General features: G+C 58.5%; 27 protein-coding genes. 11 read left to right on the top strand and 16 right to left on the bottom strand.

All coding sequences use genetic code 11. The annotated features are described in order from the left end of the window. Positions 1 to 82 precede the first annotated feature (82 nt). Positions 83 to 544, bottom strand: coding sequence for a dUTP diphosphatase (dut, locus tag QPL94_RS04715; protein ID WP_285355853.1), 462 nt, complete (start codon positions 542 to 544; stop codon positions 83 to 85). A 12-nt stretch (positions 545 to 556) separates the two neighbouring features. Beyond that, complete coding sequence (coaBC, locus tag QPL94_RS04710; RefSeq protein ID WP_285355852.1) at positions 557 to 1,771, bottom strand: bifunctional phosphopantothenoylcysteine decarboxylase/phosphopantothenate--cysteine ligase CoaBC; 1,215 nt, start codon at positions 1,769 to 1,771, stop codon at positions 557 to 559. 140 nt (positions 1,772 to 1,911) lie between these two features. Here coaBC and radC point away from each other — a divergent pair, with 140 nt between their 5' ends. From radC to rpmG, 3 genes are all read left to right on the top strand, one after another. Next, complete coding sequence (gene radC, locus QPL94_RS04705) at positions 1,912 to 2,586, top strand: RadC family protein (RefSeq protein WP_285355851.1); 675 nt, start codon at positions 1,912 to 1,914, stop codon at positions 2,584 to 2,586. A gap of 201 nt (positions 2,587 to 2,787) precedes the next feature. Beyond that, positions 2,788 to 3,024 (top strand): 50S ribosomal protein L28, encoded by a 237-nt coding sequence (gene rpmB, locus QPL94_RS04700; protein WP_027829915.1) that lies wholly within the window; start codon positions 2,788 to 2,790, stop codon positions 3,022 to 3,024. A gap of 11 nt (positions 3,025 to 3,035) precedes the next feature. Then, positions 3,036 to 3,191 carry a 50S ribosomal protein L33 gene (gene rpmG, locus QPL94_RS04695; protein ID WP_007153739.1) on the top strand — a complete coding sequence of 52 codons (156 nt, stop codon included), beginning with the start codon at positions 3,036 to 3,038 and terminating at the stop codon, positions 3,189 to 3,191. A 69-nt stretch (positions 3,192 to 3,260) separates the two neighbouring features. On the opposite strand, the gene QPL94_RS04690 is transcribed toward rpmG, so the two are convergent. The 3 genes from QPL94_RS04690 to QPL94_RS04680 all read right to left on the bottom strand — a co-directional run bounded on the left by QPL94_RS04690 (position 3,261) and on the right by QPL94_RS04680 (position 5,571). Then, complete coding sequence (locus QPL94_RS04690; protein ID WP_285355848.1) at positions 3,261 to 4,121, bottom strand: endonuclease/exonuclease/phosphatase family protein; 861 nt, start codon at positions 4,119 to 4,121, stop codon at positions 3,261 to 3,263. 61 nt (positions 4,122 to 4,182) lie between these two features. Further along, the gene (locus QPL94_RS04685) at positions 4,183 to 4,821 is read right to left on the bottom strand and encodes a thiol:disulfide interchange protein DsbA/DsbL (protein WP_285355847.1); all 639 of its coding nucleotides are present in this window, start codon (positions 4,819 to 4,821) and stop codon (positions 4,183 to 4,185) included. Between the two features lie 141 nt (positions 4,822 to 4,962). After that, entirely contained in the window at positions 4,963 to 5,571 is a 609-nt protein-coding gene (locus QPL94_RS04680) for a c-type cytochrome (RefSeq protein ID WP_285355845.1), read from the bottom strand. A 174-nt stretch (positions 5,572 to 5,745) separates the two neighbouring features. Between QPL94_RS04680 and yihA the strand changes: the two genes are divergently transcribed. Further along, complete coding sequence (yihA, locus tag QPL94_RS04675) at positions 5,746 to 6,372, top strand: ribosome biogenesis GTP-binding protein YihA/YsxC (protein ID WP_285355844.1); 627 nt, start codon at positions 5,746 to 5,748, stop codon at positions 6,370 to 6,372. 3 nt (positions 6,373 to 6,375) lie between these two features. On the opposite strand, the gene gntR is transcribed toward yihA, so the two are convergent. The 6 genes from gntR to QPL94_RS04645 all read right to left on the bottom strand — a co-directional run bounded on the left by gntR (position 6,376) and on the right by QPL94_RS04645 (position 11,875). Then, complete coding sequence (gene gntR, locus QPL94_RS04670; RefSeq protein WP_285355843.1) at positions 6,376 to 7,374, bottom strand: gluconate operon transcriptional repressor GntR; 999 nt, start codon at positions 7,372 to 7,374, stop codon at positions 6,376 to 6,378. A 17-nt stretch (positions 7,375 to 7,391) separates the two neighbouring features. Then, positions 7,392 to 7,937 carry a gluconokinase gene (locus QPL94_RS04665; RefSeq protein ID WP_285355841.1) on the bottom strand — a complete coding sequence of 182 codons (546 nt, stop codon included), beginning with the start codon at positions 7,935 to 7,937 and terminating at the stop codon, positions 7,392 to 7,394. Between the two features lies 1 nt (position 7,938). Beyond that, positions 7,939 to 9,255, bottom strand: coding sequence for a TRAP transporter large permease (locus QPL94_RS04660; RefSeq protein ID WP_285355839.1), 1,317 nt, complete (start codon positions 9,253 to 9,255; stop codon positions 7,939 to 7,941). Continuing rightward, positions 9,255 to 9,839, bottom strand: coding sequence for a TRAP transporter small permease subunit (locus QPL94_RS04655; RefSeq protein ID WP_285355838.1), 585 nt, complete (start codon positions 9,837 to 9,839; stop codon positions 9,255 to 9,257). Before QPL94_RS04655 ends, QPL94_RS04660 begins: the two co-directional genes overlap by 1 nt. A gap of 68 nt (positions 9,840 to 9,907) precedes the next feature. Further along, positions 9,908 to 10,918, bottom strand: a complete 1,011-nt coding sequence (locus tag QPL94_RS04650) for a TRAP transporter substrate-binding protein (RefSeq protein WP_285355837.1) — start codon at positions 10,916 to 10,918, stop codon at positions 9,908 to 9,910. A gap of 294 nt (positions 10,919 to 11,212) precedes the next feature. Continuing rightward, the gene (locus QPL94_RS04645) at positions 11,213 to 11,875 is read right to left on the bottom strand and encodes a TetR/AcrR family transcriptional regulator (protein WP_285355835.1); all 663 of its coding nucleotides are present in this window, start codon (positions 11,873 to 11,875) and stop codon (positions 11,213 to 11,215) included. Between the two features lie 204 nt (positions 11,876 to 12,079). Here QPL94_RS04645 and QPL94_RS04640 point away from each other — a divergent pair, with 204 nt between their 5' ends. From QPL94_RS04640 to coaD, 4 genes are all read left to right on the top strand, one after another. After that, positions 12,080 to 13,525: a coniferyl aldehyde dehydrogenase gene (locus QPL94_RS04640; protein WP_285355834.1), complete on the top strand. Its 1,446-nt coding sequence runs from the start codon at positions 12,080 to 12,082 to the stop codon at positions 13,523 to 13,525. A gap of 196 nt (positions 13,526 to 13,721) precedes the next feature. Then, positions 13,722 to 14,366, top strand: coding sequence for a hypothetical protein (locus QPL94_RS04635; protein ID WP_285355833.1), 645 nt, complete (start codon positions 13,722 to 13,724; stop codon positions 14,364 to 14,366). A 29-nt stretch (positions 14,367 to 14,395) separates the two neighbouring features. Continuing rightward, positions 14,396 to 15,991, top strand: coding sequence for a GMC family oxidoreductase (locus QPL94_RS04630; RefSeq protein ID WP_285355831.1), 1,596 nt, complete (start codon positions 14,396 to 14,398; stop codon positions 15,989 to 15,991). Positions 15,992 to 16,038: 47 nt separating this feature from the next. After that, positions 16,039 to 16,521 carry a pantetheine-phosphate adenylyltransferase gene (gene coaD / locus QPL94_RS04625; RefSeq protein WP_137436187.1) on the top strand — a complete coding sequence of 161 codons (483 nt, stop codon included), beginning with the start codon at positions 16,039 to 16,041 and terminating at the stop codon, positions 16,519 to 16,521. Positions 16,522 to 16,570: 49 nt separating this feature from the next. Here coaD and QPL94_RS04620 read toward each other — a convergent pair whose 3' ends face one another. From QPL94_RS04620 to QPL94_RS04600, 5 genes are all read right to left on the bottom strand, one after another. Then, positions 16,571 to 17,863 carry a DUF945 family protein gene (locus tag QPL94_RS04620; RefSeq protein WP_285355829.1) on the bottom strand — a complete coding sequence of 431 codons (1,293 nt, stop codon included), beginning with the start codon at positions 17,861 to 17,863 and terminating at the stop codon, positions 16,571 to 16,573. Positions 17,864 to 17,927: 64 nt separating this feature from the next. After that, positions 17,928 to 20,066 (bottom strand): polyphosphate kinase 1, encoded by a 2,139-nt coding sequence (gene ppk1, locus QPL94_RS04615; RefSeq protein ID WP_285355828.1) that lies wholly within the window; start codon positions 20,064 to 20,066, stop codon positions 17,928 to 17,930. 59 nt (positions 20,067 to 20,125) lie between these two features. Next, positions 20,126 to 21,142 (bottom strand): porphobilinogen synthase, encoded by a 1,017-nt coding sequence (gene hemB, locus QPL94_RS04610; RefSeq protein ID WP_137436189.1) that lies wholly within the window; start codon positions 21,140 to 21,142, stop codon positions 20,126 to 20,128. 120 nt (positions 21,143 to 21,262) lie between these two features. Next, positions 21,263 to 22,291 carry a lipase secretion chaperone gene (locus QPL94_RS04605; RefSeq protein ID WP_285355827.1) on the bottom strand — a complete coding sequence of 343 codons (1,029 nt, stop codon included), beginning with the start codon at positions 22,289 to 22,291 and terminating at the stop codon, positions 21,263 to 21,265. A 145-nt stretch (positions 22,292 to 22,436) separates the two neighbouring features. Continuing rightward, positions 22,437 to 22,658, bottom strand: a complete 222-nt coding sequence (locus tag QPL94_RS04600) for a hypothetical protein (protein ID WP_137436190.1) — start codon at positions 22,656 to 22,658, stop codon at positions 22,437 to 22,439. 269 nt (positions 22,659 to 22,927) lie between these two features. Here QPL94_RS04600 and QPL94_RS04595 point away from each other — a divergent pair, with 269 nt between their 5' ends. The 3 genes from QPL94_RS04595 (at position 22,928) to QPL94_RS04585 (ending at position 25,805) form a co-directional block, all read left to right on the top strand. Further along, positions 22,928 to 23,560, top strand: coding sequence for a TetR/AcrR family transcriptional regulator (locus QPL94_RS04595; protein ID WP_285355825.1), 633 nt, complete (start codon positions 22,928 to 22,930; stop codon positions 23,558 to 23,560). Positions 23,561 to 23,562: 2 nt separating this feature from the next. After that, positions 23,563 to 25,266 (top strand): isovaleryl-CoA dehydrogenase, encoded by a 1,704-nt coding sequence (locus QPL94_RS04590; protein WP_285355824.1) that lies wholly within the window; start codon positions 23,563 to 23,565, stop codon positions 25,264 to 25,266. Positions 25,267 to 25,463: 197 nt separating this feature from the next. Beyond that, complete coding sequence (locus QPL94_RS04585) at positions 25,464 to 25,805, top strand: DUF503 domain-containing protein (RefSeq protein ID WP_285355823.1); 342 nt, start codon at positions 25,464 to 25,466, stop codon at positions 25,803 to 25,805. Positions 25,806 to 25,883 lie beyond the last annotated feature (78 nt).

Here is a 25,883-nt window from a genome sequence, read left to right as displayed (position 1 = left end):
CCATCCTGAAGGTATTTTTTCGCCCGGATTCTTCATTTATCAGGGAAGTATAGACCCTGAACACGGTTCTGCGCCTGCAGCCTCAGCGCGTACCTGTTGAGCCGAACCCACCGTCACCGCGCAGGCTGGCATCAAACGAAGACACCACCTCAAAGTCTGCCTGTACCACGGGCACCAGAACCAGTTGGGCAATGCGCTCACCCACCTCAACGGTGAATTCGGTTTGCCCGCGATTCCAGCAGGACACCATCAGCTCGCCCTGGTAATCCGAGTCAATCAGGCCCACCAGGTTGCCCAGGACAATGCCATGCTTGTGCCCCAGTCCGCTGCGGGGAAGAATCATTGCCGCCAGCGACGGGTCGGCGATATGTATTGAGAGGCCGGTTTTGATCAGTTCAGTCTGGCCCGGCTTCAGGGTAAGAGGCGAATCAAGGCAGGCACGCAGATCCAGGCCGGCTGAGCCTTCGGTGGCGTAGTGGGGGAAAGGCACCGTATTGCCAATCCGGTCATCCAGAATGCGTACCTGAAAAGTTTTGCGGGTCATCGATATTCCTTGTCAGAAAGCGCCGGTCGGGCCAGCCTTTTCAGTGAGTTGGTCTGCAATCAGGGCAATCAGCCGCTGTGCAAGGACAGCCTTCGGGCCGGGGCCAATCGCCTCACGCCCCTGGGGCCAGAAGACGGTAACGGCATTGTTGTCACTATTGAATCCGATCCCCGGCGCCGAGACGTCGTTCGCCACGATCATATTGAGCTTTTTCCGTGTCAGTTTGTCGAGGGCGTAGTGCTCAACGTCGCGAGTTTCTGCCGCGAAGCCAACGGTAAACGGGGCATCGCCCCGGGCAGCTATGGTTGCGAGGGTATCAGGGTTGCGCACCAGTGACAGGCTCATATTTTCGTTCGATTTCTTGATCTTGTCACCGGCGCAGGTGTCCGGCCGATAGTCGGCTACCGCCGCGGTGGCAATAAACAGATCACAGCCTTCGTCGACTGCCCTGCCGGCCTCGTCCAGCATATCCTGTGCGGTCACCGCGCCGCGAACCTCCACACCGGCAGGTGCGACCAAGGACACCGGGCCACTGACCAGAATCACCTCTGCACCGGCTGCCCGGGCAGCGGCAGCGAGGGCATAACCCATTTTGCCGGAACTGTGATTGCTGATGTAACGCACCGGATCGATGGGCTCACGGGTGGGCCCCGCGGTAATGACCACACGCTTCCCGGTCAGCACGCCGAAGGCGGTGCCGGCAACCAGGTCATGCAGTGCCGAAGGTTCCAGCATTCTGCCCGGGCCTGTATCACCACAGGCCTGCGCGCCCTGATCCGGGCCCCAGAGGCTGACCTGCGGGTCCGATTCCAGCAAAGCAATATTGCGCTGGGTGCGGCCATTACTCCACATTGCCTGGTTCATTGCCGGGGCCACGGCAATCGGTGCTTCAGTGGCGCAACACAGGGTGGTCAGCAAATCATCCGCCATACCCTGGGCCAGGCGGGCGATGAAATCGGCAGAAGCAGGTGCAATCACAACCTGATCCGCCCATTTCGCCAGCTCTATGTGCCCCATGCCGGACTCCGCTTCCGGATCCAGCAGAGACGTCCGGACCGGCTCGCCGCTGAGCGCCTGGAAGGTCAGCGGTGTGACAAAGGCCTCGGCACCCCGGGTCATTACCACCCGTACCTCATGGCCGGATTTTTTCAACAGCCGGACCAGCTCCGCACTCTTATAGGCAGCAATACCACCGGTCACACCCAACAGGATTCGTTTAGCGGCCATAACGGCTCCGTATCCATCACAAAATGAAAGGCTTATAAGATACCATGCCAGAGCGCTGCCGGCAGCCTGTCCGGCGTGGTAGAATTCTCCTGCACGTGCAAGCGCAGGAAGCGCAAACAACCATGGAAAGGACTCAACTCATGCCCAATATCGACTGGCCATGCGACGAACGCCCACGGGAACGACTGATGGCCCACGGTGCCGGAAGCCTGTCCGATGCCGAACTGCTGGCGATTTTTCTACGCACCGGCACTCCCGGCATGCCGGTTATGGCACTGGCCCGTCATTTAACAGAGAATTTCGGCGGCCTGCGGGGTCTGATGACGGCCTCCAGGCGGCAATTCTGCGACGTGAAAGGGCTGGGTACGGCAAAATACGCCCAGGTACAGGCGGCCATGGAAATGGCCCGCCGGGTGATGGATGAGCCTCTGCGCCAGGGTGACCCGTTACGCTCGCCGGAGGACACCCGCCGCTTTCTGTGCAGCCGGCTTGGCACTTACCCCCATGAGGTATTCTCGGGGCTCTTCCTCGACAATCGTCACCGGGTGATTCAATACCGGGAACTGTTCCGGGGCACCATAGACGGCGCTGCGGTCTATCCCAGGGAGGTGGTCAGGCAGGCCCTGGAGTTCAATGCGGCGGCAGTCATATTCGCCCATAATCATCCCTCCGGCGTGGCAGAACCCAGCCAGGCCGATATTTCCCTGACCAGACGGCTGAAGGAAGCGTTGGGCCTGGTGGATATCAGGGTTCTTGACCATATGGTTGTCGGCCATGGTGAGGTAATATCTCTGGCTGAACGGGGGCTGATGTAAGGCGGCCCGGATTCCACCGGAAAACTGGCCAAATTCCCAACAATTTTTTGCGTTGGGGCAGCAGTTCTGGTATAAAAGCGTCCCTTTACTGGCGGCGTCTGGCGGGCAGCGTGCAATTTTGCGGCGCAGGTAGCGACCAGAGACGCAATTAAACGAATCAAATACGCATTTTCAGGACCAAAGCTCAGGTCGGAGGCAAGTATGTCCAGAGTCTGTCAGGTTACCGGTAAGCGGCCGGTCACCGGTAACAACGTTTCTCACGCGATGAACCACTCACGTCGTCGTTTTCTGCCCAACCTGCAGAACCATCGCTTCTGGGTTGAATCAGAGAAGCGCTTCGTAAAGCTGCGCGTATCCACCAAGGGTATGCGTGTTATCGACAAAAAAGGCATTGACGCTGTGCTGGCCGATCTTCGTGCCCGCGGCGAGAAATTTTAAGGAGCCGCATCATGCGCGAGAAAATCAAGCTGGTTTCATCAGCAGGTACTGGTCACTTCTACACGACCAACAAGAACAAGCGTAACACCCCGGAAAAAATCGAGATCAAAAAGTACGATCCGGTTGTCCGCAAGCACGTTGCGTATAAGGAAGCCAAGATCAAGTAAGATCATGGCGACCACAAAAAACCCGGCCACGGCCGGGTTTTTTTATGCCTGTCGCCAGGACAAAAAATGCTAGAAGGTTTCCAGGTAGCCCTTTGGCAGCCTGATGTCCATAGCGATCGGCAGGTGATCCGACACCGGGTAACTGACAACCTCAGCGCGCCGTATCTCCAGGCTCGGGCTCACCAGGATATGATCCAGCGCCCGCTCCGGGCGCCAGCTCGGGAAGCTGTGAGCAGTATTCGGCAGAGGGACCAGATTGGAGTGCTTCAACGGGGTATTGTTGAGCAGCTCTTCCGCGTGATTGTTGAGATCACCCATCAGAACCACGTGCTGGTACTCGGAAATCAACTCCTGAATGTAGGCCAGTTGACGCTGCTGGGCCGCCTTGCTCAGGGACAGATGCATCATCACCAGCACCAGCGGATCTTCCTTCACCCCGTAGCGGGCAACGATAGCCCCCCGCCCCGGAATCAGCCCCGGCAACCGGTGCTCGGTAACATCCAGAGGCCGAAAACGACTGAGCAGGCCATTACTGTGCTGAGCCAGCTGCCCCAGGTTGCGATTGAGCTGTTGATGCCAGTAGGGGATGCCCGACGCCTCGGCCAGGTACTGCACCTGATTGATATAACCACTGCGCAGGCTGCCGCCGTCGCATTCCTGCAGCGCGATCACATCGTAGTTGCTGAGCAGCGTGGCAATGCGATCCAGATTCTGGTTTCGCTTGCTATGGGGGAGAAAGTGCTGCCAGCTGCGGGTAAGGTAGTGACGGTAAGAGGAGGTATTGATGCCGACCTGGATATTAAACGTCAGCAGCCGGATATGGCGATGGGCCTCAAATTCAGGAACGTGCGCATCACCAGAACAGGTCCCGCGGGGACCATTCGTTGTCTTGAGAATACCATTCAGCTGCTTGCGAATACGGTTATACATTGTGATGGCAGCTCTGAATCAGGGCACGGCCCGGTTAAAAGTAATAACCGGGCCCGGGCATTTACTGGTCCTGGCCTTCGCGTTCCTTTTCAACCAGGTAATCAACAACCTCCAGTACCGCTTCATGGCCACCGGCCATTGAGGCGGTGATCCGATACTTACCATTAACTATCATAGTCGGTGTACCGGTCACTCGCGCACCGCGAATTTTGGCCTGAGCCTGCTGCATTTTGGCATTCACGCCAAAGCTGTTGTAATTCTTGAGGAATTCTTCGCCATCGACACCGTGATCAGCCACGAAGTCTGCCAGGGCTTCACCTGAGTTGAGCGGGCGACGCTCCCCCGCCAATGCCTCAAACAGGGCATCATGCACCTTGTCCAGCTCGCCCATCGTCTGCAAGGCGTAAAATGCCTTGGCATGGGGCTCCCAGGATTTACCCAGGGCAGCGGGTATGTTCACGTAATTGACGTATTCAGGGCTGTTCTCAACCCAGCTTTCAATCAGGGGCTTGAAGGTATAGCAATGAGGGCAGCCATACCAGAACACTTCAGCCACCTCGATACCACTGTCACTGGCCGTTCTGACCGGGTTATCCAGTTCCTGGTAATGCTTGCCCTCTTCCCAGGTGGCAGCGCTGGCCTGAACCACGAAGGACATGGCCAGAATGGACAATGCGGCGTTCCGGACTATTGTGATCATTCATTATCTCCGGTTATCAAGTTGAACGATTCAAGAGGATTATGACCCAGCAGACCTGAAAAGTTCCACCGGGCAGGGATTAAAGAGTGGCAACCAATAAAAAACCCCGCCAGAGCGGGGTTTCGGAATAACCGGAACCGATCAGTTAAGGCCGGAAACGTAACTGGCCACTGCTTCGATCTCGGCGTCGGTCAATTTGGCTGCAACGTCCATCATGATTGTGGCGTTACGGCCGCCATCGCGATCGCCGTCACGGTAGGCCTTGAGCTGCTTGCCAACATATTCGGCAGTCTGACCGCTGAGCCTGGGGTAGCCCGCCGGTTCGTTACCAATGCCCCGGGGGCTGTGGCATCCGGCGCAGGCCGGAACACCAGAGGCCATGTTGCCGCCGCGGTAGAGCGCCTGCCCTTCATCCACCAGATCAGGGTTGGCCTGGGCAATACCAATGTCCTGCTCATTGAAGTACGCGGCAAGGTCCTGCAAGTCCTGATCGGACATGCTATCCAGCAGACCCGTCATCTCCGGAATTTCGCGCTCCTTGTCCTTGATCAGCACCAGCTGCTGGTAAAGGTATTTTTCTCCAATGCCCGAAAGCTTCGGGTACACAGCCATCACCGGCTTTGCTCCGCCTTCGCCATGACACCCGGCACACACCGCTGCATTTGCTTCGCCTGCTTCAGGATCTCCTGCCCCGTGAGCCATCGCTGTGAGGCCAACACCGAGAACAACTCCTGCGATCAGTTTTTTCATGCTCGCTCCGCTTCTCTCATCCAAAAGTATTCTTCGTTATGCAGCCGGCAGGCACTGGCCAGAAAGGCACAAACCGGGGCTGATCAGCAGCAACGCGCAGCGTGCTGCCCGGATTTGGTGTAGCATTATACATTAATCCCTGACAACTGAAATCCAATAGGAATATCAACACCCGTGTCATCTGACCTGACTCAAAAAAGCATCTCTTTTAACAGCGCCCGCTTCCTGACCAGCGCCTCGCGCCTGGAGGAATGCCCTCCCGACCATGGCGCTGAAGTCGCCTTTGCCGGCCGCTCGAACGCGGGCAAGTCCAGCGCCATCAATTGCATTACCACCAATGGCAAACTGGCCCGAACCAGCAAAACCCCCGGGCGCACCCGCCTGATCAACTTCTTTTCCCTCAACCGGGAAAACTGCCGGCTGGTGGACTTGCCCGGTTATGGCTATGCCAAGGTCTCACGGGACATGAAAGACGACTGGCAGAAGCACCTCGGCCACTACCTGAACGACCGCCGCTGCCTGCGGGGGCTGATTCTGGTCATGGATATCCGGCACCCGCTGACCGATTTCGACCAAATGATGGTGGAATGGTGCGAACATAACAAGCTTCCATTGATGATTCTGGCCACCAAGGCCGACAAACTGAAATTCGGGCAGGCCAAGACGGCCATGATGGGCATCGCCAAAAAGCTGGAAGCGTTTCAATGCCTGGAACACCTGGTCATGTTCTCGGCAACGTCAAAGCGGGGAGTTGAGGAGTGTCGTGAGGCGCTGACGGCCTGGCTGGAAACCGACGGCTAATGGCTAAAGGGTGCCTCCACGCTCTATCCGGTAACCCAGGTCGATACGCTGCTGGCTGATGCCGGCACCACCCAGGCGAGCAAGCAACTCTTCGGCGGCTCGCTGCCCCACCGCTTCCCGTGGCGTGATCACGCTTGCCAGTGGCGGCACCATGACGCGGCCAACGTCATGACCATGAAAGCCGGCAATCGCGATCCGCTCCGGCACCGGGATACCCCGGCGCTGGCATTCGAAAAACGCACCGATGGCAACGTCGTCGTTGGTGCAGAAGATGCCGTCGGTGTCGGGGTTCTCCTCCAGTATTCTCGCCATCAGGGTGGCGCCGACACTGAAAGAGGAACGCTGTTCGCTGCGCAGGGTTACCGGTGTCAGCCCTTCCTCATCCATGGCCTGACTGTACCCTTCCTGGCGCTGCAGAGTACGGGCATCCAGCCGCACCGCAAGATAGACCACCCGCCTTCGCCCGAGCCGGATCATTTCCCGCACCATGTCCCGGGCGGCGCTGACGTTGTCAAACCCGACAGCCTGCTCGAACGGCGCCGAATGCGTGTCCATGATTTCCACCGTTGGCACCCCGGCGGTCTGCAGCATCCGCAGCGTACGCTCGGTGTGCTGGCTTTCGGAGAGAATCACACCGTCCACGTTGTACGACAACAGGGAAGACAGGCTGCGTTCCTCGATCTCGGGGCTGTACCCGTAGTGGGACAGCATCAGGTGATAACCGGCAGGCTCGGTGACCGATTCCACGCCCTTGATGACATCCGCAAACACCTGGTTGGTCAGGGACGGAAGCAGGACACCGATGGCATGGCTGGTGGACCTGGAAAGCAGGTCCGGCGCGCGGTTGGGGATGTACCCCAGCACTTCCGCCTCGGCAAAGATTCGCTCCCGCATGGGCTCGGAGACATTGTCGGCGCCACGCAGACAACGACTGACCGTCATCTTGGTGGCACCAACCCGGTCTGCAATATCCTGCAACGTGGGGCGTTTATTCTTTACCATCTACTGCTCCAAAATGGTCAAAGGTGTCTATCATACCCGAGCCGGGCCAGGCAGTGGCCGATCACCTGTTCCGGCGTGCCGGATACATCGACGACAACGGCATTTTCATCCGCCCCTGGCTCTTCCAATAGCTGAAACTGGCTCTCCAGCATCGCGCGGCCATTGAAGTAATGGTCCGTGCGCCTGGAATGCCGCGCCCAAATGGTTTCAAAATCCCCCTTGAGATAGACAAAGCAAGCTTGTGGGTTGCCATTCCGCAAGCGCTCGCGGTAGGCACGTTTAAGGGCCGAACAGGCCAGAACCAGCCCGCCCTCCTCCCTTCGCATCAGCTTCGCCAGGTCATCCAGCCAGCCGAGGCGGTCCGCATCGGTCAGCGGAATACCAGCCGCCATTTTTTCAACGTTGGCGCGACTGTGATAATCGTCCGCATCGTAGAACGGAACCCCCAACTCGCTCGCCAGCAGGGTTCCGGTGACGCTCTTGCCGCACCCGGACACACCCATTACAACGACTTTGGGCACCTTTGTTCCCCTCGTCTCACGCACATTGTTTACGTCACTCATGTCACTGCCACCATAGAGCCAACTGGGGGAAGGCGATCAGCAGACCCAGAGCCACCACCTGGAGCGCGATAAACGGCAACAGGGCATGGAAAATCTCGCCCAGGGAAATGTCTTTCGGCGTCACGGTCTTGAGATAGAAGGCGGCAGGGCCAAATGGAGGCGACAGGAAGGACACCTGCATGTTCATGCAGAACACCACCCCGAACCAGATCGGACTGTAGCCCAGCTCTGTCACAATCGGTACGAAGATGGGCATGGTCAGCAGCGCAACACCAACCCAGTCCAGGAACATGCCCAGGATCAGCAGTATCAACATCATGAACAGGATCGTGGTCAGTCCATGGCCACCACTGACAGCGAAGACCATGTCGCGGACGAAATCGATACCGCCCATAAGGTTGTAGACGCCGACCAGCGCCGTTGCACCGATACCGATCCAGATGATCATGCCGCACACCCGCAGTGTGCTGATGGTCGCCTTACGTACCATGGCAAGGGACAGCTCACCGCGAATCCAGGTACTGATGGCAATCCCCATCACACCCAGGGCGGAGGCTTCCGTTACCGACGCCACGCCACCATAGATACTGCCCAGTACCACAACCACCGACAACAGGGGAAACAGCAGCGCCTTGAAGAAGTTCGGCATCGGCGTTTCGGGCGCATCCTGATCCGAAGGGAGCGGTGCCATCTTCGGGTTCAGCCAGACCCGGATCAATACATACCCCATATAGAGCAGCGCCAGGATCAGCGCAGGCAGGAAGGCACCCTTGAACAGGTCACCAATGGATACGTTGGCGGTCAACCCGTAAATAATCAGCACGATACTGGGTGGCAGCATGGTGCCAAGTGCGCCGCCAGCACAGGTGGTGCCAATAGCCAGTTTACGGTCGTACCCCAGGCGCAGCATCTGCGGCAGTGCCAGGATGCCCAGCAACACCGTTTCGCCGCCAATGACACCGGACATGGAAGCCAGGATCACGGCTACAACCAGCGTCTGGACGGCTACGCCACCGCGAAGTTTGCGCCCCAGGCGAGCCATGGCATCGAACAGGTCTTTGGCAATACCGGAATGGTCCAGCAGCGACGCCATTAATACGAACATGGGCACGGCCAGGAACACATAGTTGCCGATAAAGCTGTAAAGGCGACTGCTGACAATAGGCAAGGCATCCGGGCCGAACCAGCCCAGTGCGAAAACAAGAGCAACCAGGCCGGTGGCAAATGCCAGCTGCATACCGGTCAGCAACAGGACAATCAGCATGACCAGCATCAACAGGCTGCCGTAACCAATACCCATGGAGGCAAGTTCAAACATTAGTTATCTCCCTTGCCACGAAGATCGCGGATAAGGTGCAACACAAACTGGAGCGTCATGGTGGCCACTGCAACGAGGATGATCACCTTGAGCAGCGCGGGGAACGGCGGATTCCAGGCCGAGCCGGAGGTTTCCAGGCGAATGTCACCCCAGGGGGCCAGAACCGCGCCCTTGGTCATCGACCAACTGGCAAACAGCAGCATGGCGGAAAAAGCGAGGCCCAGCAGATGATGTACCACCCGCAGCCAGCGCTGGACACGGGGCGAAACCGCATCGTAAATCAGCACGATGCGAACGTGCCGATCAGTCGCCAGCGCATAAAGCCCGCCAATCACGAACAGCGTGGCTCCCGCAAAGGTGACGGTTTCGTGCACCCAGAGTGTTGGAGCATCGAATACGTAGCGCCGGATGATCTCGTAGAAAGACACCAGCACGATCAACGCAAATACCAGGCTCAGTTTCTTGCCCAGCCAGACGATAGCCCGGTCCAGCCAGGTAAAGCCCACGTCTTCGTCCTTGTCAGGCAGGACAACCCCACCCTCGGGGCCAGCGCCCTGACCGGATGTATTTTCTTCAACAGACATAACGAACTCCTCGCTCCGGGTACCGGACAGGTACCCGAAGGCTGATATCGAGGGAAGCGGCTACTTGTTTAAAGGAGGCCCTGGGACTCGAGGTAGCCGGTCACCGACTGGTAAACCTTCCCGGCGTTGGGCGACTGTTCGGCGTAAGCTTTCCACTGGTCGCGGGCAATGGCACGGAACTTACGACGTTCCTCGGCGGACCAGTCGTGAATGGTGATGTCCGGATTGGCACGTGCTTCATTCACCGCTTCCCTGTCCGCCATTGCCAGTTGCGTGCTGATGTCCTGGGCGAAGTCCCTGGCAGAAACTGTCATGATGGACTGGATGTCCTCTGGCAGCTTCTCCCATTCCTTGAGGTCCATGGCAATTTCGATGAGTGGCAGGGAATGGAACCCCGGATAGACCGGGTGGGCGGCAATGTCGTTGAGACCTGCTTCGTGGTTGGTGGAGAAGACCGTGTAATCAGCCGCATCAATCACGCCCTTGCTCAGCGCGGTGTAAACCTCGGAACCCGGCAGGTTCACCGGTGAGGCGCCAGCAGCCGCAAATACCGACTGCACCAGCCCCTCCGGCGCACGCATTTTCAGCCCTTCAAGATCCTCCACGCCATCCAGCGGCTTCTTCGACACGAAGGATTCAAGTCCGGTGCCACCGCCGCCGACAAACTTAACGCCGTACGGCTGATACAGCTCATTCATCAGCTCATAGCCACCGCCGTAATTGATGTAATCAATAAGCTGATCAGGACTGGACCAGGCACCGACCGTGTTGCCGATCAGTCCGAATGCCGGGTCTTTGCCGGAAAAATACCCGGTCACCGAGATATGACCGTCCAGAACGCCCATTTTCATGGCACCGAGGGTTTCGGTATGACTGACCACACTGCCCACGGGCAACAGGTCAATTTCAACGCGGCCACCGGTCATCGCTTCCACGCGATCGGCCCAGGCCTGTTGGATCTCGAAGTTCTTGACACCGGAAGGGTCTGAAGACTGAAGCTTGAAGTTGAAATCAGCAGCAAAAGCATTGAAAGCCAGGGAGGCTGACAGCAAACCGGTTGCGAGCCTTGTCGGGAACATATTGGTATCTCCTGATTGTTTTTGTGCCGGCATATGTTACCGGTAACATATACAAGTCTAGGGGAATTAAAATGCGTTGACAAGGATGCCATGTAGAGCTTTTTTCGAGGGATAAAGGCAATAAAAAAACCGGCCTGCATGACAGGCCGGTGAAACGTCAGGGTTTGCGACGTGCTAAAACCTGAGAACTCACTCAGGCGACACCGTGAATGTCCGAATTCCCGATGTCGTAATTAGTGACACGCCAGTTGATCAAAAGTTCCGCAATCTCCGACGCTATCGAGAAGTGTCACCTCAAGCGTCGGCCGACTCTGGCAGACAGGGGCGATATTTTTCCCGCAACGCCATCACCTGGTCCCGATAATCCGCGGTCAGATAAGGGATTTCCAGCGTCAACACCTGATAGATACCCTGCTTCAACTCCGTCAGGGTCAGGCTGGTGGACTCCTCAAGGGCATGGGCAGTTTTCAGGAACGCCATCCAGTTGGTGATGACCAGCCATACGTTCAGTGACATCGCCGAACGCAGCTCTTCAGGCTGGGGCTGGATAATCCCGGCGTCTGCCAGCTTCTCGAAAATCCGGCTGATCGCTACCAGGCAACGATTGGTGAATTCGCGGTAGTCCTGCCGCAGGCGACGGTCACTGTCGAGCAGGTATTCCAGGTCGCGGTGAAAGAAGCGGTAGCTCCAGAGCCCGTCAAACACCGACTCAAGATAGAACGTCAGGTCTTCCAGGGTGATAGGCCGGTCTTCCGGGATATCCAGGTAGAAGTCCACCAACTTTTCATACTCGAGAAAAATCTCGTAGATGATGTCGGACTTGTTGCGAAAGTGGTAATAGAGGTTGCCTGGCGAGATCGCCAGGTGAGCGGCAATGTGATTGGTGGTGATATTGCGCTCTCCCCTTTCGTTAAAAAGCTCCAGGCTCGAAAGAAGAATCTTGTCTCGGGTTTTCATAGGCTCTGCAATGCGTTGTTGTATGTGGGATGGCCCGATTCGCCATCCGGTCGCCTTGACTCACTAGAGTATATACTCTAATAATAGCCCCAAGCGCAAACTGAATACTTTTTCGCCAATGCTATTTCCGGCCCGACCAACAGGGCCGTTGACAATGAACAAGACGGCCCGGCCACGAGCCCGGCGTCGCGAGGAGAGAGCGATATGGTTGCCACCGTTGTCCAGCTGACCGAAAGCAAGAAACAGATCCAGCATACCCACCGGGTGTTCGACGATCAGAAGAAGGCATTCCGCAACAACCCGATGCCGTCGTTGACCGAGCGCAAGGAGAATCTGAAACGGCTAAAGCGTGTGTTGATGACCAACCAGGACAAATTGCTGGACGCCATTGATCGGGATTTCAGCTGTCGCTCAAAGGATGAATCCCTGATTGCCGAGGTAATGCCATCGATTCAGGGCATCAACTACGCCCTGAAAAATCTTGAAGGCTGGATGAAGCCGTCCAAGCGGCATGTGTCGGTGTTGTTCCAACCGGCCAGCAATCGTGTGCACTACCAGCCCAAGGGCGTTGTGGGGGTGATCGTGCCCTGGAACTACCCGCTGTATCTGGCGGTCGGCCCGCTGGTGGCGTCATTGGCGGCAGGCAACCGCACCATGATCAAGATGTCCGAATACACCCCCCATACCTCTGCCCTGTTCCGGGAGATCATCGAGTCGGCGTTCCCGGAGGACCTGGTCAGTGTGATTAACGGTGAGGCCGACGTGGCGGCCGACTTCTCCAGCCGGCCCTTTGACCACCTGCTGTTTACCGGTTCCACGTCGGTGGGCAAGCTGGTGATGCGCGCGGCGGCGGAAAATCTGACACCGGTCACCCTGGAACTGGGCGGCAAGTCACCGGCCATCGTTTCCCCGGATGTGCCCATGGAGGATGCCGCCCAGCGCATTGCCTTCGGCAAGGCCTTGAATGCGGGCCAGACCTGTGTGGCACCGGACTATGTGCTGTGCCCGGCGGACCGTGTGCAGGCGTTTGTGGATGAGTACCGTAACCAGTTTGCCAAAATGTACCCGAGCCTGCGGGACAATGACGATTACACAGCGATTATCAATGAGCGCCAATACGCACGGCTGCAAGGGTATCTTGACGATGCACGGGAGAAGGGCGCAGAGCTGGTTGAGATCAATCCGGCCAGTGAGAACATGAAGGATGGCACTCGCAAGATGCCGATTACACTGGCACTGAATACCACGCCGGACATGAAGATCATGCAGGATGAGATTTTCGGGCCGATTCTGCCGGTGGTCAGTTATGGCAAGCTCGATGAGGCCATTCATTACATCAATGACCGTCCGCGCCCGCTGGCGTTGTATTTCTTCGGTTATGACAAGTCGATGCAGGAGCATGTGGTCGACAATACCCATTCCGGTGGCATGTGTATCAATGATGCGCTGATGCATGTTGCCCAGGACGATTTGCCATTTGGTGGCGTGGGCGATTCCGGTATGGGCCATTATCACGGCAAGGAGGGTTTCCTGACCTTCTCCCATCATCGGGCAATATTCAGCAAGCAGAAGTTCAATAGTGGCAAGTTTGTGTATGCGCCTCACGGTACGGCGGCGCACAAGATGGTATATAAACTGTTTATTCGGTAATTTCTCCCAACGCCTGATAGCTTGGGTGCTGGGAACCGGAGAGAACGACCGTCCGGGACACGTCGTGAATACGTCCATGTAGGCTCCTAAAAAACATCCTTGTTTTTTAGGGTCCCGGACGGTCGTTCCCTCCGGTTCCTGCTAGCTTCGAGCTGCCTGGCAAGAAAGAAAAGACAATAAAAACAAGAGAGTGGTTATGTCTGATGTGATTCCTCATTCCGTGCAAACGGAATCCCCCACTGCTGCCATGGACCGCCGGAGTTTTCTTCGGACGGGGCTTGGTGGTGCGATGTTTCTGGGCACGGTGAGTGTAACGGCCGGTTTGTCCGGGTGTGCGACCGCGCCGGCGGGGCGGGACTATCCGATGCCGGGGGCGATGGACCAGAGCTATGAGTTCCGGTTCCTGACCCGTGACGACATTGTGCTGTTCGAGGCCCTGTTGCCGGCCATGGTCGGGCCGGGGCTGCCCGAGGAGCCGGTTGTGCGGCGGCAGCAGATTCAGGCCACCATTGAGCGTATCGATGCCGGCATTCACCAGTTTGGTCCGGCCAATCAGAAGGAACTTCGCGGTCTGTTTGATCTGCTCAACTTCGGGCTGACGCGGGTAACGGTGGCGCGGGTCTGGTCCAGTTGGGAGAACGTCAGCAGGGAAAGCGCCCATGCCTTCCTCGAGCGCTGGCGTACCAGTGGCATTGGCCTGTTCAACAACGGCTATATTGCGCTGACCAAGGTCAGCAATGTGGCGTTTTATGGCCATCCGGACCATTGGCATCTTTCCGGGTATCCCGGGCCTCCCACATTTGCTGTGGACGCCCTGCCCCAGTTCAAGAACAACGCCTGAACGACCCACCTGCGTATCGGAGTATTGCAATGTCATTAACGGATCGTATCGCCCGTGGGCTCGAAGCTGGCTGGAAGGTCACCGACGGCGCCACTCTGTCACAGAACCAGACCCAGGAAGCGGATGTGGTGATCATCGGCACCGGTGCCGGTGGTGGCACCACGGCGGAGATACTGGCCAGGGCCGGGTTGTCGGTGATTCTTGTTGAGGAAGGCCGGCTTTATTACCAGAAAGATTTCAAGATGAATGAGCTGGACGCCTATGCCTCCCTTTATCAGGAAGGTATGAGCCGGGTTACCAGTGACGGTGCCATTGCCATTCTGCAGGGCCGCTGTGTGGGGGGCTCCACCACGGTGAACTGGACCTCGAGCTTCCGCACGCCGGAGCCGACCCTCAACCATTGGGCCAGCCGGTTCGGGCTGGATGATCTCAGCCCTGCGGCCATGAGACCCTGGTTCGATAGCCGCGAGCAGCGGCACAATATCGAACCCTGGGTAACCGACCCCAACGTCAATAACGACATCCTGCGCCAGGGCTGTGAGGCCCTGGGCTGGTCCTGGGAAGTGATTCCACGCAACGTCAAAGGCTGCTGGAACCTGGGCTATTGTGGCGTGGGCTGCCCCACCAACGCCAAGCAGGGGGCGCTGACCACCACTATCCCCGGTGCCCTGGACAATAACGCACACCTGTTCCATGGCCTGAGGGCTGACAAGCTGGTGATGAAACAGGACCGGATCGACCACTTGCAGGCCTCTGCCATGGCTGCGGACGGTGTAACGCCTTCCGGCATCACCGTGACACTGAAAGCGAAGCATTTCGTCGTCGCCGCCAGCGCCATCGGCTCCCCCGGCCTGCTGTTACGCTCCGATATCCCCGACCCCCACGACCGCATCGGCAAACGCACCTTTCTGCACCCGGTTAACGCCACAGTGGCAGAAATGCCGCACACCGTCGAGCCCTACTATGGTGCGCCCCAGTCGATCTACTCGGATGAATTCAATTTCTCCCAGGGGGTCGAAGGCCCCGCCGGGTTCAAGCTGGAAGTGCCACCCCTGCACCCGGCCATGTCCGCCGGCGTGGTCCCCGGCCATGGCAAACAGCAGGTCAATGATCTCTCGAAACTGCCCCGCATGAACTCCGTCATCGCCCTGCTGCGGGACGGCTTTCATCCCGACAGCCCCGGCGGCACTGTCAGTCTTCGCGACGATGGCAGCCCGACACTGGACTACCCCGTTACCGACTACCTCTGGCAGGGCCTGAAAGACGCCTTCTACAAAATGGCCGAAATCCAGTTCGCTGCCGGCGCCCGCAAAGTCCGCCTCATGCACCTGGACTCCCCCTGGTACAGCTCCTGGGCCGACGCCAAAGTCGGCATCGACAGGCTTCCCATGGAACCTCACCGCGTCCGCCTGTTCACCGCCCACCAGATGGGCGGCTGCGGCATGGGCAGCAACCCGGAAGAATCCGTGGTCAACGGCTTCGGTGAGCACCACCAGGTGCCCAACCTGAGCATCCACGACGCCTCGATCTTCCCCACCAGCATCGGGGCGAATCCGCAGTTGTCGGTGTATGCACTGGCGGCGAGGAACAGCACAAGGCTGGCCCACAGGTTGAGTTCATCATAGGCGGGAAGGCTGCTATCCTGTCCGCTTGTGGTGAAAAGGAGCTACGAATGCCAAAAGTCATCTACCCGGGTACATTTGACCCGATCACCAACGGCCACACCGACCTCATCGAACGTGCCGGCCGCCTCTTCGATGAAGTCGTCGTTGCCATCGCCTACAACCCCAAGAAGTCACCGCTGCTGACCCTCCAGGAGCGCTGCGACCTGGTCGCCCAGGCCACCGCCCACCTGCCCAATGTCAGCGTCACCGGCTTCAGCAACCTGCTGGCAGACTTCGTACGGGAACAGGGCGCCACCGTTATCCTTCGTGGCCTGAGAGCCGTCTCCGACTTCGAATACGAGTTCCAGCTTGCCGACATGAACCGCCGCCTGGCACCGGAAGTGGAGAGCGTGTTCCTGACACCGGCCAACCACCTGTCCTATATCTCCTCCACCCTTATCCGGGAAATCGCCTCCCTGGGCGGAGATGTATCGGAATTTGTCGATCCGGCTGTGGAAGCGGCACTGAAAGAGAAGTTTGGCAAAGACTGAAGAAGAGGCGGGGGAGACTGCTGCCTGCAGGCAGCAGTCCACAGCAAGATCAGAACAGCGGCGGCAACGGAATCAGATTTCCATTGATATCCAGGGCAAGGTCTTCCAGTTTGCCCTGAACCCGCACACGATCCCCCTCCTGCACCACCATTCCCTGCTTGATCAGCGGTGCTACCTGCATCCCCAGCTCGGGGTACTGCTCCACCAGCGCCAGTGGCATGCTCAGGTCCAGGTTGCCGGTCAACCGCTGCATCACCATCATCATCTGATCCTTCTCCTCATCCGACAGCGACGGGTGTTGCACCATGATCTCACCATCAATCGGGCCATATGGCGTGGCAAAGGAAAGCTCCGGAAAACCGAATGAGAACCCTTCACCCGCCAGACCCAACAGGGCCTGATTGATCCGGTTCATGGATTCCATCTGTTGCTGCATTACCGCACGGGAGTCGCCACCGGGGGCCGTCAGGGCAGCCGTCTGCATCTCCGTCAGTGCCTCAGTGAGGTTATTCCAGTTCTGCACATCCAGGCCGCTGAATACGAATTCCATGCGATGCGGCCCAAAGCTCTCGTCGTCTGCGGTCACTGTCTCCAGGGTCATGAGGGTCTCTGAGCCAAGGCTCTCGCCATCATCCTCAGTGAAGGTCTCGCTGCGGATCGCCAGATCGTCAAACCGGAGCGAGGGCTCGTCGCGGGCAGCCAACTCAAAGCCGCTCAACGACATATCGCCGTCACCCAGCCAGACACCCCCGGTGAGATGCTCCATGGTCTGCTCGAAACGAAAATCTTCGATACTGATGCGAAGATCTGGTGCCCGGATGACAGCCCCTGGCCAGAGCATGACAATATCGGCATGGGAGCCATTGTCACTGATTTCGGCGCGGCTGTAGCTTTCCGACATATCAAAGGATTCGCCGGTTTCCTCGTTGATCACGCTGATCGCCGGAACGGACAGCTCAACGATTGCCGTGCCCCAGAGGCGGGTTTCCAGAGTCAGTTTCGGCTTTTCATCCGGAAAGATTTTGTTAACGTCGGAGCCAAGCTCATCGGGTGGAGAAAAGTCCAGCAAGCTGCCAGTAACACCATGGCTCACCCGGGCCTGGTACTCGAACTCATGCTCTTCGCCGGTATCCGGGTTCTGAACCGAAAGGGTGCCGGTAAAATCAGCACCCAGGTAGCCCCGGTTGTAATCCCGCGTTTCCAGCTGGAACAGTGGCTGAGCCTGATTCACTTCCGTGGTCACGCTCTGCCACTGCTGCTCGGTTACGTAACCCACAGCCCAGGGCGCAACCACACCAACCGCCAGCACTGCCGCACCGGCAACCATCCATTGTTTTTTCAACTGCCTGTTCTCCATTACTGCGCCCGCCCCCTGCACAAAAGCTGCAGGCAGGCACGGGTTATCATTATTTACCGGTCAGGCGTTCCAGCAGAACCAGTTGCGATGCCAGACGGTCTTCGCCTTCTGCCGGCTGATTCTGGATGTAACTGCCGTCCGGCTGCAACACCCAGGACTGGCAATTGTCCGCCAGGTAGGTATCCAGGTCTTCACGCACCCGCGCGATCAGGGCCGGATCTTCCAGAGGAAAAGCGGTTTCCACGCGGCTCAGCAGGTTGCGTTCCATACCGTCGGCACTGGAGCCATAGACTTCCGGCCGGCCATTATTGCCGAAGTAGTAAACCCGGGTATGCTCCAGGAACCGCCCGATGATGGATCGCACCCGGATGTTGTCCGACAGCCCCGGCACTTCCGGGCGCAGGCAACAGATGCCGCGGATGATCAGGTCTATTTTCACCCCTGCGCGGGACGCCCGGTACAGCGCCTTGATCAGTTCACGCTCGGTCAGGGCATTGAATTTGAGGATGATGCGGCCTTTCTCACCCAGTTCCGCCTCCCGGTCTACCAGCCCCAGCAAACGGCTGTGCAGGGTAAACGGAGAATGGAAGAGCTTCTTGATCTTCAGTGCCTTGCCCATGCCGGTAAGCTGCTGGAACAGCTTGTTGACGTCGTCACCTATGGACTCGTCACAGGTCATGAAGCTGTAATCGGTGTACAGGCGAGCGTTCCCGGCGTGGTAGTTACCGGTGCCCAGATGAACATAGCGCCGCAGCTTTCCTTCCTCCCGCCGCACAATCAGGATCATCTTGGCGTGGGTCTTGTAACCCACTACACCATACACCACGATGACTCCGGCCTCCTGCAAGCGACTCGCCAGCTCCAGGTTTTCCGCTTCGCTGAAGCGGGCACGCAGTTCGATAATGGCAGTCACTTCCTTGCCACGACGGGCCGCGTCCATCAGTGCTTCCACAATTTCCGAATCGGCGCCGGTGCGGTACAGGGTCTGACGAATGGCCAGCACCTGGGGATCCTTGGCGGCCTGTCGCAACAGATCAACCACCGGGCTGAAGTTTTCAAACGGATGCAACAGCAACAGCGGACGCTTGCGGATGGCATCGAACATGGTCTCTTTGCTGCGGATCTGGCGTGGAATCGATGGCGAAAAGCCTGAGTAGGTCAGGTCCTGGCGGTCTACCAGTCCACCCACAGCCATCAGGCGGGTAAGGTTAACCGGCCCGTGTACCTGGTACAGGTCCCGATCCGTAAGACCAAACTCCCGCAGCAGGAAATGGACCAGTTCTTCCGGGCAATTGTCCGCCACTTCCAGCCGCACACCATCACCAAAGCGACGACTGAGCAGCTCGCCACGCAGGGCGGAAGCCAGGTCTTCAAGGTCATCCTCCAGCTCAAGGTCGGCGTTGCGGGTCAGGCGGAACTGGTAACAGCCTTTCACTTCCATCCCCGGGAACAGCTCATCGGCGTGGGCGTGAATCATTGACGACAGGAACACCAGGTTATCGCCGCCACTACAGACGTCGTCCGGCAGTCGCACCAGACGCGGTAGCGATCGCGGTGCCGGCACGATGGCCATACCGGTTTCCCGACCAAAGGCGTCCTTGCCGTCGAGCTCGACGATAAAGTTCAGGCTCTTGTTCACCAGGCGCGGAAACGGGTGTGACGGGTCGAGACCAATCGGGCTGACAACAGGCAGGATTTCCTCATCGAAATACCGGCGCACCCAGTCTGCCTGGGCCTCGGTCCACTCGCGGCGGCGAACAAAATGGATATTTTCCTGCTCCATCTCGGGAATCAGCACGTTATTGATGATGTCGTACTGTTCCCGGATGTATTCGTGTGCCACGCGGCTGATTTCGCCCAGTACCTGTTCCGGCATCATGCCATCGGAGCCCAGGGTTTCGCGGCCATACTTGATCTGCTGGCGCAGGCCGGCAACACGAATCTCGAAAAACTCGTCCATGTTGCTGCTGAAAATACAGCAGAACATCAGCCGGTTGATCAGCGGATGGGTCGTATCCAGGGCCTGCTTGAGCACACGGTAGTTGAACTGGAGCTGGCTCAGTTCACGGTTGAAGTAGTTTTCCTGGGCGGCCACGTCAACGTCGGTGCCCGGGGCCGGCACTTCCACCGGAGCCGGAACATTCGTGGCATCAACAGCCTTCAGGTTTTTTGCAGATTCGGTACTCATTGCTGACTGCTTCCATTGTCAGGGTGCCGGTACAGCACCCTGATTGTGACTGTGGCCTGTCAGGTACGGCTGCTGCGCATCAGCCGGGCCGCCCTGACGGCAAAATAGGTGAGGATGGCATCGGCACCCGCACGGCGCATGGCCATCAGGCTTTCCATCATCACGGCATCGCCATCGAGCCAGCCGTTTTCCGCGGCGGCCATATGCATGGCATATTCACCACTGACCTGGTAAACGAACGTTGGCACCTGCAGCTCGTGCTTGACCCGGTGGACGATATCCAGATACGGCATACCCGGCTTTATCATCACCATGTCCGCACCCTCGGCAATATCCATGGCCACTTCGTGCAGCGCTTCATCACTGTTGGCCGGGTCCATCTGATAGGTGGCCTTGTTGCCCTTGCCCAGATTGCCGGCCGAGCCGACGGCATCCCGGAAAGGCCCGTAGTAGCTGGAGGCATACTTTGCAGAATAGGCCAGAATCCTGGTGTTCACATAGCCGGCAGACTCCAGGGCCTCCCGGATGGCGGCAACCCGACCATCCATCATGTCAGACGGCGCCACAATATCGGCACCGGCATCCGCATGGGATAACGCCTGGTTCACCAGCGCCTCCACGGTCACATCATTCAGCACGTAACCATCGTTATCGATGATGCCGTCCTGGCCGTGTGTGGTGAACGGGTCCAGCGCTACGTCGGTAATGACACCCAGCTCTGGCCGGGCTTTTTTCAGTGCTCGCACGGCACGCTGGGCCAGGCCATCGGAATCCCAGGCACCGGAGCCGGATAGATTCTTGTGCTCGGCCGGCACAACCGGAAACAGCGCTACCGCCGGAATACCCAGGTCAACCAGTTCCGCCGCCTGCTCTACCAGCAAATCAATGCTCAGGCGCTCGACACCGGGCATGGAAGGCACGGCTTCACGCTGGCCCTCACCCTCCAGCACAAACACCGGAAAAATCAGGTTATCGGCACTGAGCTGATGCTCCCGCACCAGCCGGCGGGAAAAACTGTCAACCCGATTACGACGCAGACGGGTGGCAGGGAAAACACGGTTGACCGAAGAGCTCACGGAACACCTCCTGTGGAAAATGGCGCAAAACACTGCCCCATCATACACGCCCGCAAGCAGCGGTGGCAGGACCCGCCACGGATCCGCAGGTCAGACTACCAGCACCAGATGAATGGAATGTTACCGGATTGAGTCGAGGGCTTCCGCGCGCAACTTTTCAGCACCTTCAAAATACTCATCCCTGAGGGAATCGACAGCGGCTTCACGCTCAGGGCCGGCAAGCCCCAGGTCATCAAGCCCCCTGAGTGCCGCGCTATACGATTGCCACTTGTTGTCCCAGGCTCGCTGCTCTGCTTCCACCTTTTCCAGTTGCCGGGCGGCCTCGTCACCAAAACGCTCTTCCCTCCAGGCACGCAGCGCCTCCGGGTCGTCCGCAAATTGCGAACGGGCCTTCTGGTAATCGGTGAACTTCCGGGTTTCCCGGCGGGCTTCGCGTATAGGCGCCGGCAGTGCCTGTTCGGCCCGCTCCAGTGCCTGCTCACGCTCCTCGTCGGAAAGGGATTCGTCAGTCCGTATGCGCAATTGTTCTATCTGGAACTGATCCACGGCTTCGTCGCTCGCAAAAAAAGCCTCGGCGGTCTGCGCATCCATCCAGGTGCGCCGTAAGGCGCGGATTTCTGCCATACGCTGCTGCATTTCATTGGCATCCAGGGACGTGGCATTGCCATAGGTGACTTCGAGATCCCCTAACGCCAGCTTGTAGTCCAGGTAATTCCCCAGAGTGGCCATGGCCTCAGAACGGGCCGGCTCCTCCAGCCGTGCAAGCGCCTGCTCTATCCGTGCGACCAACTGGGGCAGGGTCTCCTCCCCCAGCGCGGCGAGGTAATACTCAAACAACTGCCGCAACTGGGGCGTGGGAACCAAAGAACCATTGCTATCGGTTTTGGCCCAGCCGCCAGGGAGGCTGGTTCCTTCCAGCGAGGCTGGCAACCCATCCGGTACCGGGACACGGGCATTTGCGACCAGCTTTGACGGCGCCTCGCTCCCCTGTCCGGGGCTTCCCGTCTGCTCCGCAGAGCTGCCGGCATCAACAGCAACTGCAGTATCGTCAGCGGTTGCCGGCTCATCACTGAGGAATATGACCGTGCCAGCAAAGAGTGCCACCATGACAAGGAGTGCCAAAGTCGCAAAACGAAGGAATTCTCTCATTAATGCGGCCTGTTCAGGGATTAAGAACTATTCTGCTGAAGGCAGCATAGAGGATCGAAGGGCACTGCGGTGAGACCAGCGTCAAAACAACCAAAAAACAACAGAACCGAACAGGCCGCAGCCCCGGAGGCTGCGGCCTGGAAATTCAGAGGGAGCGATTATTAAAACCGACATCCACCTTTCGGGGGGAATCCGAGCGGAACGCCGTATCCACTTCCTGAATTCTGCCACCCTGGTTCAGAAACGATTCAATATCCTGCTGGAGCTGGGCACGAATCCGTGCTCGGCCTGCTATGGAATGTGTATCATCACTGTCATGTGTCCAGCTACCGGATTGCTCCAGATTGCTTTCGTCGAATTCACTCATGATTTTCTCCATCAACGAAAACATCACAACGAGCGTACCAAGCCTGTTCCGGCGGGCCGCCCCGTCTCGACGGATACGCCTTGCGACCCGCCTTGGCGTCTTTATAATCCGCTTTCGGCTGCAACGCTATTTCTTCACAACGGCTTTTTTGTAATTTTTTGTAACCAATTTCAAGACACTGTTTTAGAACAATAATATGTATCAAACTGCGCAAGCTAATTGATTGACACAAAGAATGAATAATGATTCACTACTTATAAGGAACCCGCATGGCATACCGGGAAACGGAGAAAATGCGCAACCGCAAGGCCGAGGCCCGCAAGCGCATCATCGAATGTACCTACGAATGTGTCGCCGGTGGCGGCTTCCGCAGCGCTCAGATCACTCGTATTGCAGCCTGCGCCGGTGTCGCCACAGGAACCATCTACCGGCACTTCGAGTCCAAGGAAGACCTGTTTGCAGAGATATTCAGGATTGCAACACAGCGGGAAGTGGACAAGGTCGCCGAAGCGCTGGCTATAGAAGGCAACGCGATAGCCCGGCTGGAAGCGGCCCTGCGCCAGTTTGCAGAACGTGCCCTGAGAGGTCCGGTGATGGCGTGGTCACTGATCGCCGAACCGGTGGACCCGAAAGTAGAAGAAGAACGCCTGAAGTTTCGCAGGGCCTACGCCGAACTGTTTGAGCAGGCGATAAAAGAAGGTATCGGAGAAAACAGCCTTCCTGACCAGAACGCCAGACAAAGCAGTACCTGCCTTGTAGGCGCCATTGCCGAAAGCCTGGTGGGACCACTTTCACCGGCCCAGACAGGCGGCGCAGACCAGGCCGACAACAACGACCATGATCCGCTGGTCGACTCCATCATTTGCTTTTGCATGCAGGGGTTGACCGGCGCCAGGAGATAAACATGAACGCCCGCCAGCCCCTGCCACAGGACAACACAAGCCCCTCCGGTGACGACCGCTACCTGGCCGTAACCCACGAGGTCGTCAACCAGCCCCCGGCCCTGGAGAACTACAACCTGTTCGAGCAGGACAGGGCCCTGCAGGAAGCCGTGGCCCGGGAAGGCGCGGCGGCAGCCACCAGTGACCTGAAACAGTTCGGCGCCCTGGCCGGCGCGGCGGAAACCATCGAACTGGGATTCCAGGCCAACGAGAACAAACCGGTGTTCAACACCCACGACCGTTTCGGCCACCGGATTGACCAGGTGGACTTCCACCCCGCCTACCACCAGCTCATGACGACCGCCATGGAAAACGGCCTCCACAGCAGCCCCTGGACCAGCCCCGGAGCAGGCGCCCATGTTGCGAGGACAGCCAGGTACTACATGCATTCCCAGGTCGAAGCAGCCCATTGCTGTCCCATTACCATGACCTTTGCCGCCATCCCGTCGATTCGCAAGCAGCCGGAACTGGCCGCTATCTGGGAAAACAAGATCCTCGCCAACAGCTACGACCCCCGCAACCTGCCAGACAGCGAAAAACAGTCCGTCACCATCGGCATGGCGATGACCGAAAAACAGGGCGGCAGTGATGTCAGGGCCAACTCCACACGTGCCTACGCCGTCGGCGCCGAAGGCCCCGGCCAGGCCTATGAACTGGTCGGCCACAAATGGTTCGTGTCGGCCCCCATGTGCGACGCCTTCCTGGTATTGGCCCAGACCAAAAGCGGGCTGTCCTGCTTCCTGATGCCACGCTGGCGCCCCGATGGCAGCAAGAACCCCTGGCAGGTCCAGCAGCTGAAAAACAAGATGGGTAACATCGCCAATGCTTCCAGTGAAGCCGAGCTTCGCGGCGCCCTGGCCTGGATGGTCGGTGAAGAAGGCCGAGGCGTTCCTACCATTATCGAAATGGTCGCCATGACCCGCTTCGACTGCATGATCGGCAGCTCCGCCGGCATGCGCCAGGCCCTCGCCCAGGCCAGCCACCACTGCCATCACCGCAGCGCCTTCGGCAACCGCCTCAGCGACCAGCCCCTGATGCAGAATGTACTGGCCGACCTGGCCCTGGAAAGCGAAGCTGCGCTGGCCTACACCATGCGCATCGCCCGCTCACTGGACAACCAGCACCTGGAACACGAACGCCTGCTGGCCCGACTGGCCACGCCCGTTGGCAAATACTGGATCTGCAAACGCACCCCCAACCACGCCTACGAGGCCATGGAATGCATCGGCGGCAGCGGCGTCATGGAAGACTGCATCATGCCCCGCCTGCTACGCGAATCCCCGGTCAACGCCATCTGGGAAGGCAGTGGTAACGTCCAGTGCCTGGACACCCTCCGCGCCCTGCAGAAAGAACTGGACACCCTCGACGCCTTCTTCAGCGAAGCCGCCGAAGCCCGCGGCAGCGACGCCCGTTTCGACCGCTTCCTGGCGCAACTGCAGAACGACTTCGCCGACATCAGCGACTTCGAATACCGCGCCCGCAACCTGGTGGACCGCCTGGCCCTGCTGATGCAGGCGTCCCTGCTGATCAGAAACTCAGATCCGGCGGTAGCCGACGCCTTCTGCGCCTCACGACTGGAACACAACGGCGGCCAGAACTACGGCAACCTGCCCTCCGGCACCGACCCGGTGGCCATTATCAAACGGGCGACGCCTGTAGTAGGCTAATTTGGATCTCCACCAGTCTGTCATGATGGTAGACTTGGTGGACTCCACCTGAATAGCTCGAGAACCGGTGGGGGGAGGACTCTCCAAAACTGTGCGGAGCCATGGATGGCGAAGCTCAAGCGTCACATGGACGTGCCGAAGGAGCGTGTTTTGGAGAGTCCTCCCCCATCGGTTCCCGCACAAAAGCCGGAAGATCTATGTCCGAAGCCCTGAGAAAACTCCTTAACCAAGGCAACCCCCAGCAGCCGGTCATCACGCCCCATGTGGGCATCCTGACCCTGCACTTCCAGCTCTACGCCTGCGAAGACCTGAAAGCCAAACGCAAAGCCTTCACCGCCATGAAAGCGGTGTGGGGCAGAGAACCCGACCTGGCCGTTGCCGAAACCGCCGACCAGGACGCTCTCGACTGCGCCACCTGGACCATCGCCGCACTAGGTGGGTCCTCCCAGCAGATATCCCAGCGCCTGGACCAGATCGAAAAAGCCATACAGGATCGCATAGACGCTGCCATACTGGACGTACACCGGGAGATACTTTGACCCTCCTGGCGAGCAGGGGCCATGCTGTAGCGTATGGTTTCACGACACCGTATACTACGCCCCCTCAGGGAGAACGGA

The sequence above is a fragment of the Marinobacter sp. SS13-12 genome, from assembly GCF_030227115.1.
Classification (GTDB): Bacteria; Pseudomonadota; Gammaproteobacteria; order Pseudomonadales; family Oleiphilaceae; genus Marinobacter.
This window is presented reverse-complemented; position numbering and strand designations above follow the sequence as displayed.

Excerpts from the sequence above, each read along its gene's own strand:
- QPL94_RS04655 (WP_285355838.1), bottom strand. The coding sequence starts at position 9,839 with ATGTCTGTTGAAGAAAATACATCCGGTCAGGGCGCTGGCCCCGAGGGT.
- QPL94_RS04690 (WP_285355848.1), bottom strand. The coding sequence starts at position 4,121 with ATGTATAACCGTATTCGCAAGCAGCTGAATGGTATTCTCAAGACAACG.
- rpmG (WP_007153739.1), top strand. The coding sequence starts at position 3,036 with ATGCGCGAGAAAATCAAGCTGGTTTCATCAGCAGGTACTGGTCACTTC.
- ppk1 (WP_285355828.1), bottom strand. The coding sequence starts at position 20,066 with ATGAGTACCGAATCTGCAAAAAACCTGAAGGCTGTTGATGCCACGAAT.
- QPL94_RS04600 (WP_137436190.1), bottom strand. The coding sequence starts at position 22,658 with ATGAGTGAATTCGACGAAAGCAATCTGGAGCAATCCGGTAGCTGGACA.
- rpmB (WP_027829915.1), top strand. The coding sequence starts at position 2,788 with ATGTCCAGAGTCTGTCAGGTTACCGGTAAGCGGCCGGTCACCGGTAAC.
- QPL94_RS04585 (WP_285355823.1), top strand. The coding sequence starts at position 25,464 with ATGTCCGAAGCCCTGAGAAAACTCCTTAACCAAGGCAACCCCCAGCAG.
- QPL94_RS04605 (WP_285355827.1), bottom strand. The coding sequence starts at position 22,291 with ATGAGAGAATTCCTTCGTTTTGCGACTTTGGCACTCCTTGTCATGGTG.
- coaD (WP_137436187.1), top strand. The coding sequence starts at position 16,039 with ATGCCAAAAGTCATCTACCCGGGTACATTTGACCCGATCACCAACGGC.
- gntR (WP_285355843.1), bottom strand. The coding sequence starts at position 7,374 with ATGGTAAAGAATAAACGCCCCACGTTGCAGGATATTGCAGACCGGGTT.
- coaBC (WP_285355852.1), bottom strand. The coding sequence starts at position 1,771 with ATGGCCGCTAAACGAATCCTGTTGGGTGTGACCGGTGGTATTGCTGCC.
- QPL94_RS04665 (WP_285355841.1), bottom strand. The coding sequence starts at position 7,937 with ATGAGTGACGTAAACAATGTGCGTGAGACGAGGGGAACAAAGGTGCCC.
- QPL94_RS04650 (WP_285355837.1), bottom strand. The coding sequence starts at position 10,918 with ATGTTCCCGACAAGGCTCGCAACCGGTTTGCTGTCAGCCTCCCTGGCT.
- QPL94_RS04640 (WP_285355834.1), top strand. The coding sequence starts at position 12,080 with ATGGTTGCCACCGTTGTCCAGCTGACCGAAAGCAAGAAACAGATCCAG.
- QPL94_RS04645 (WP_285355835.1), bottom strand. The coding sequence starts at position 11,875 with ATGAAAACCCGAGACAAGATTCTTCTTTCGAGCCTGGAGCTTTTTAAC.
- QPL94_RS04635 (WP_285355833.1), top strand. The coding sequence starts at position 13,722 with ATGTCTGATGTGATTCCTCATTCCGTGCAAACGGAATCCCCCACTGCT.
- radC (WP_285355851.1), top strand. The coding sequence starts at position 1,912 with ATGCCCAATATCGACTGGCCATGCGACGAACGCCCACGGGAACGACTG.
- QPL94_RS04680 (WP_285355845.1), bottom strand. The coding sequence starts at position 5,571 with ATGAAAAAACTGATCGCAGGAGTTGTTCTCGGTGTTGGCCTCACAGCG.
- QPL94_RS04660 (WP_285355839.1), bottom strand. The coding sequence starts at position 9,255 with ATGTTTGAACTTGCCTCCATGGGTATTGGTTACGGCAGCCTGTTGATG.
- QPL94_RS04630 (WP_285355831.1), top strand. The coding sequence starts at position 14,396 with ATGTCATTAACGGATCGTATCGCCCGTGGGCTCGAAGCTGGCTGGAAG.
- QPL94_RS04685 (WP_285355847.1), bottom strand. The coding sequence starts at position 4,821 with ATGATCACAATAGTCCGGAACGCCGCATTGTCCATTCTGGCCATGTCC.
- QPL94_RS04595 (WP_285355825.1), top strand. The coding sequence starts at position 22,928 with ATGGCATACCGGGAAACGGAGAAAATGCGCAACCGCAAGGCCGAGGCC.
- QPL94_RS04590 (WP_285355824.1), top strand. The coding sequence starts at position 23,563 with ATGAACGCCCGCCAGCCCCTGCCACAGGACAACACAAGCCCCTCCGGT.
- dut (WP_285355853.1), bottom strand. The coding sequence starts at position 544 with ATGACCCGCAAAACTTTTCAGGTACGCATTCTGGATGACCGGATTGGC.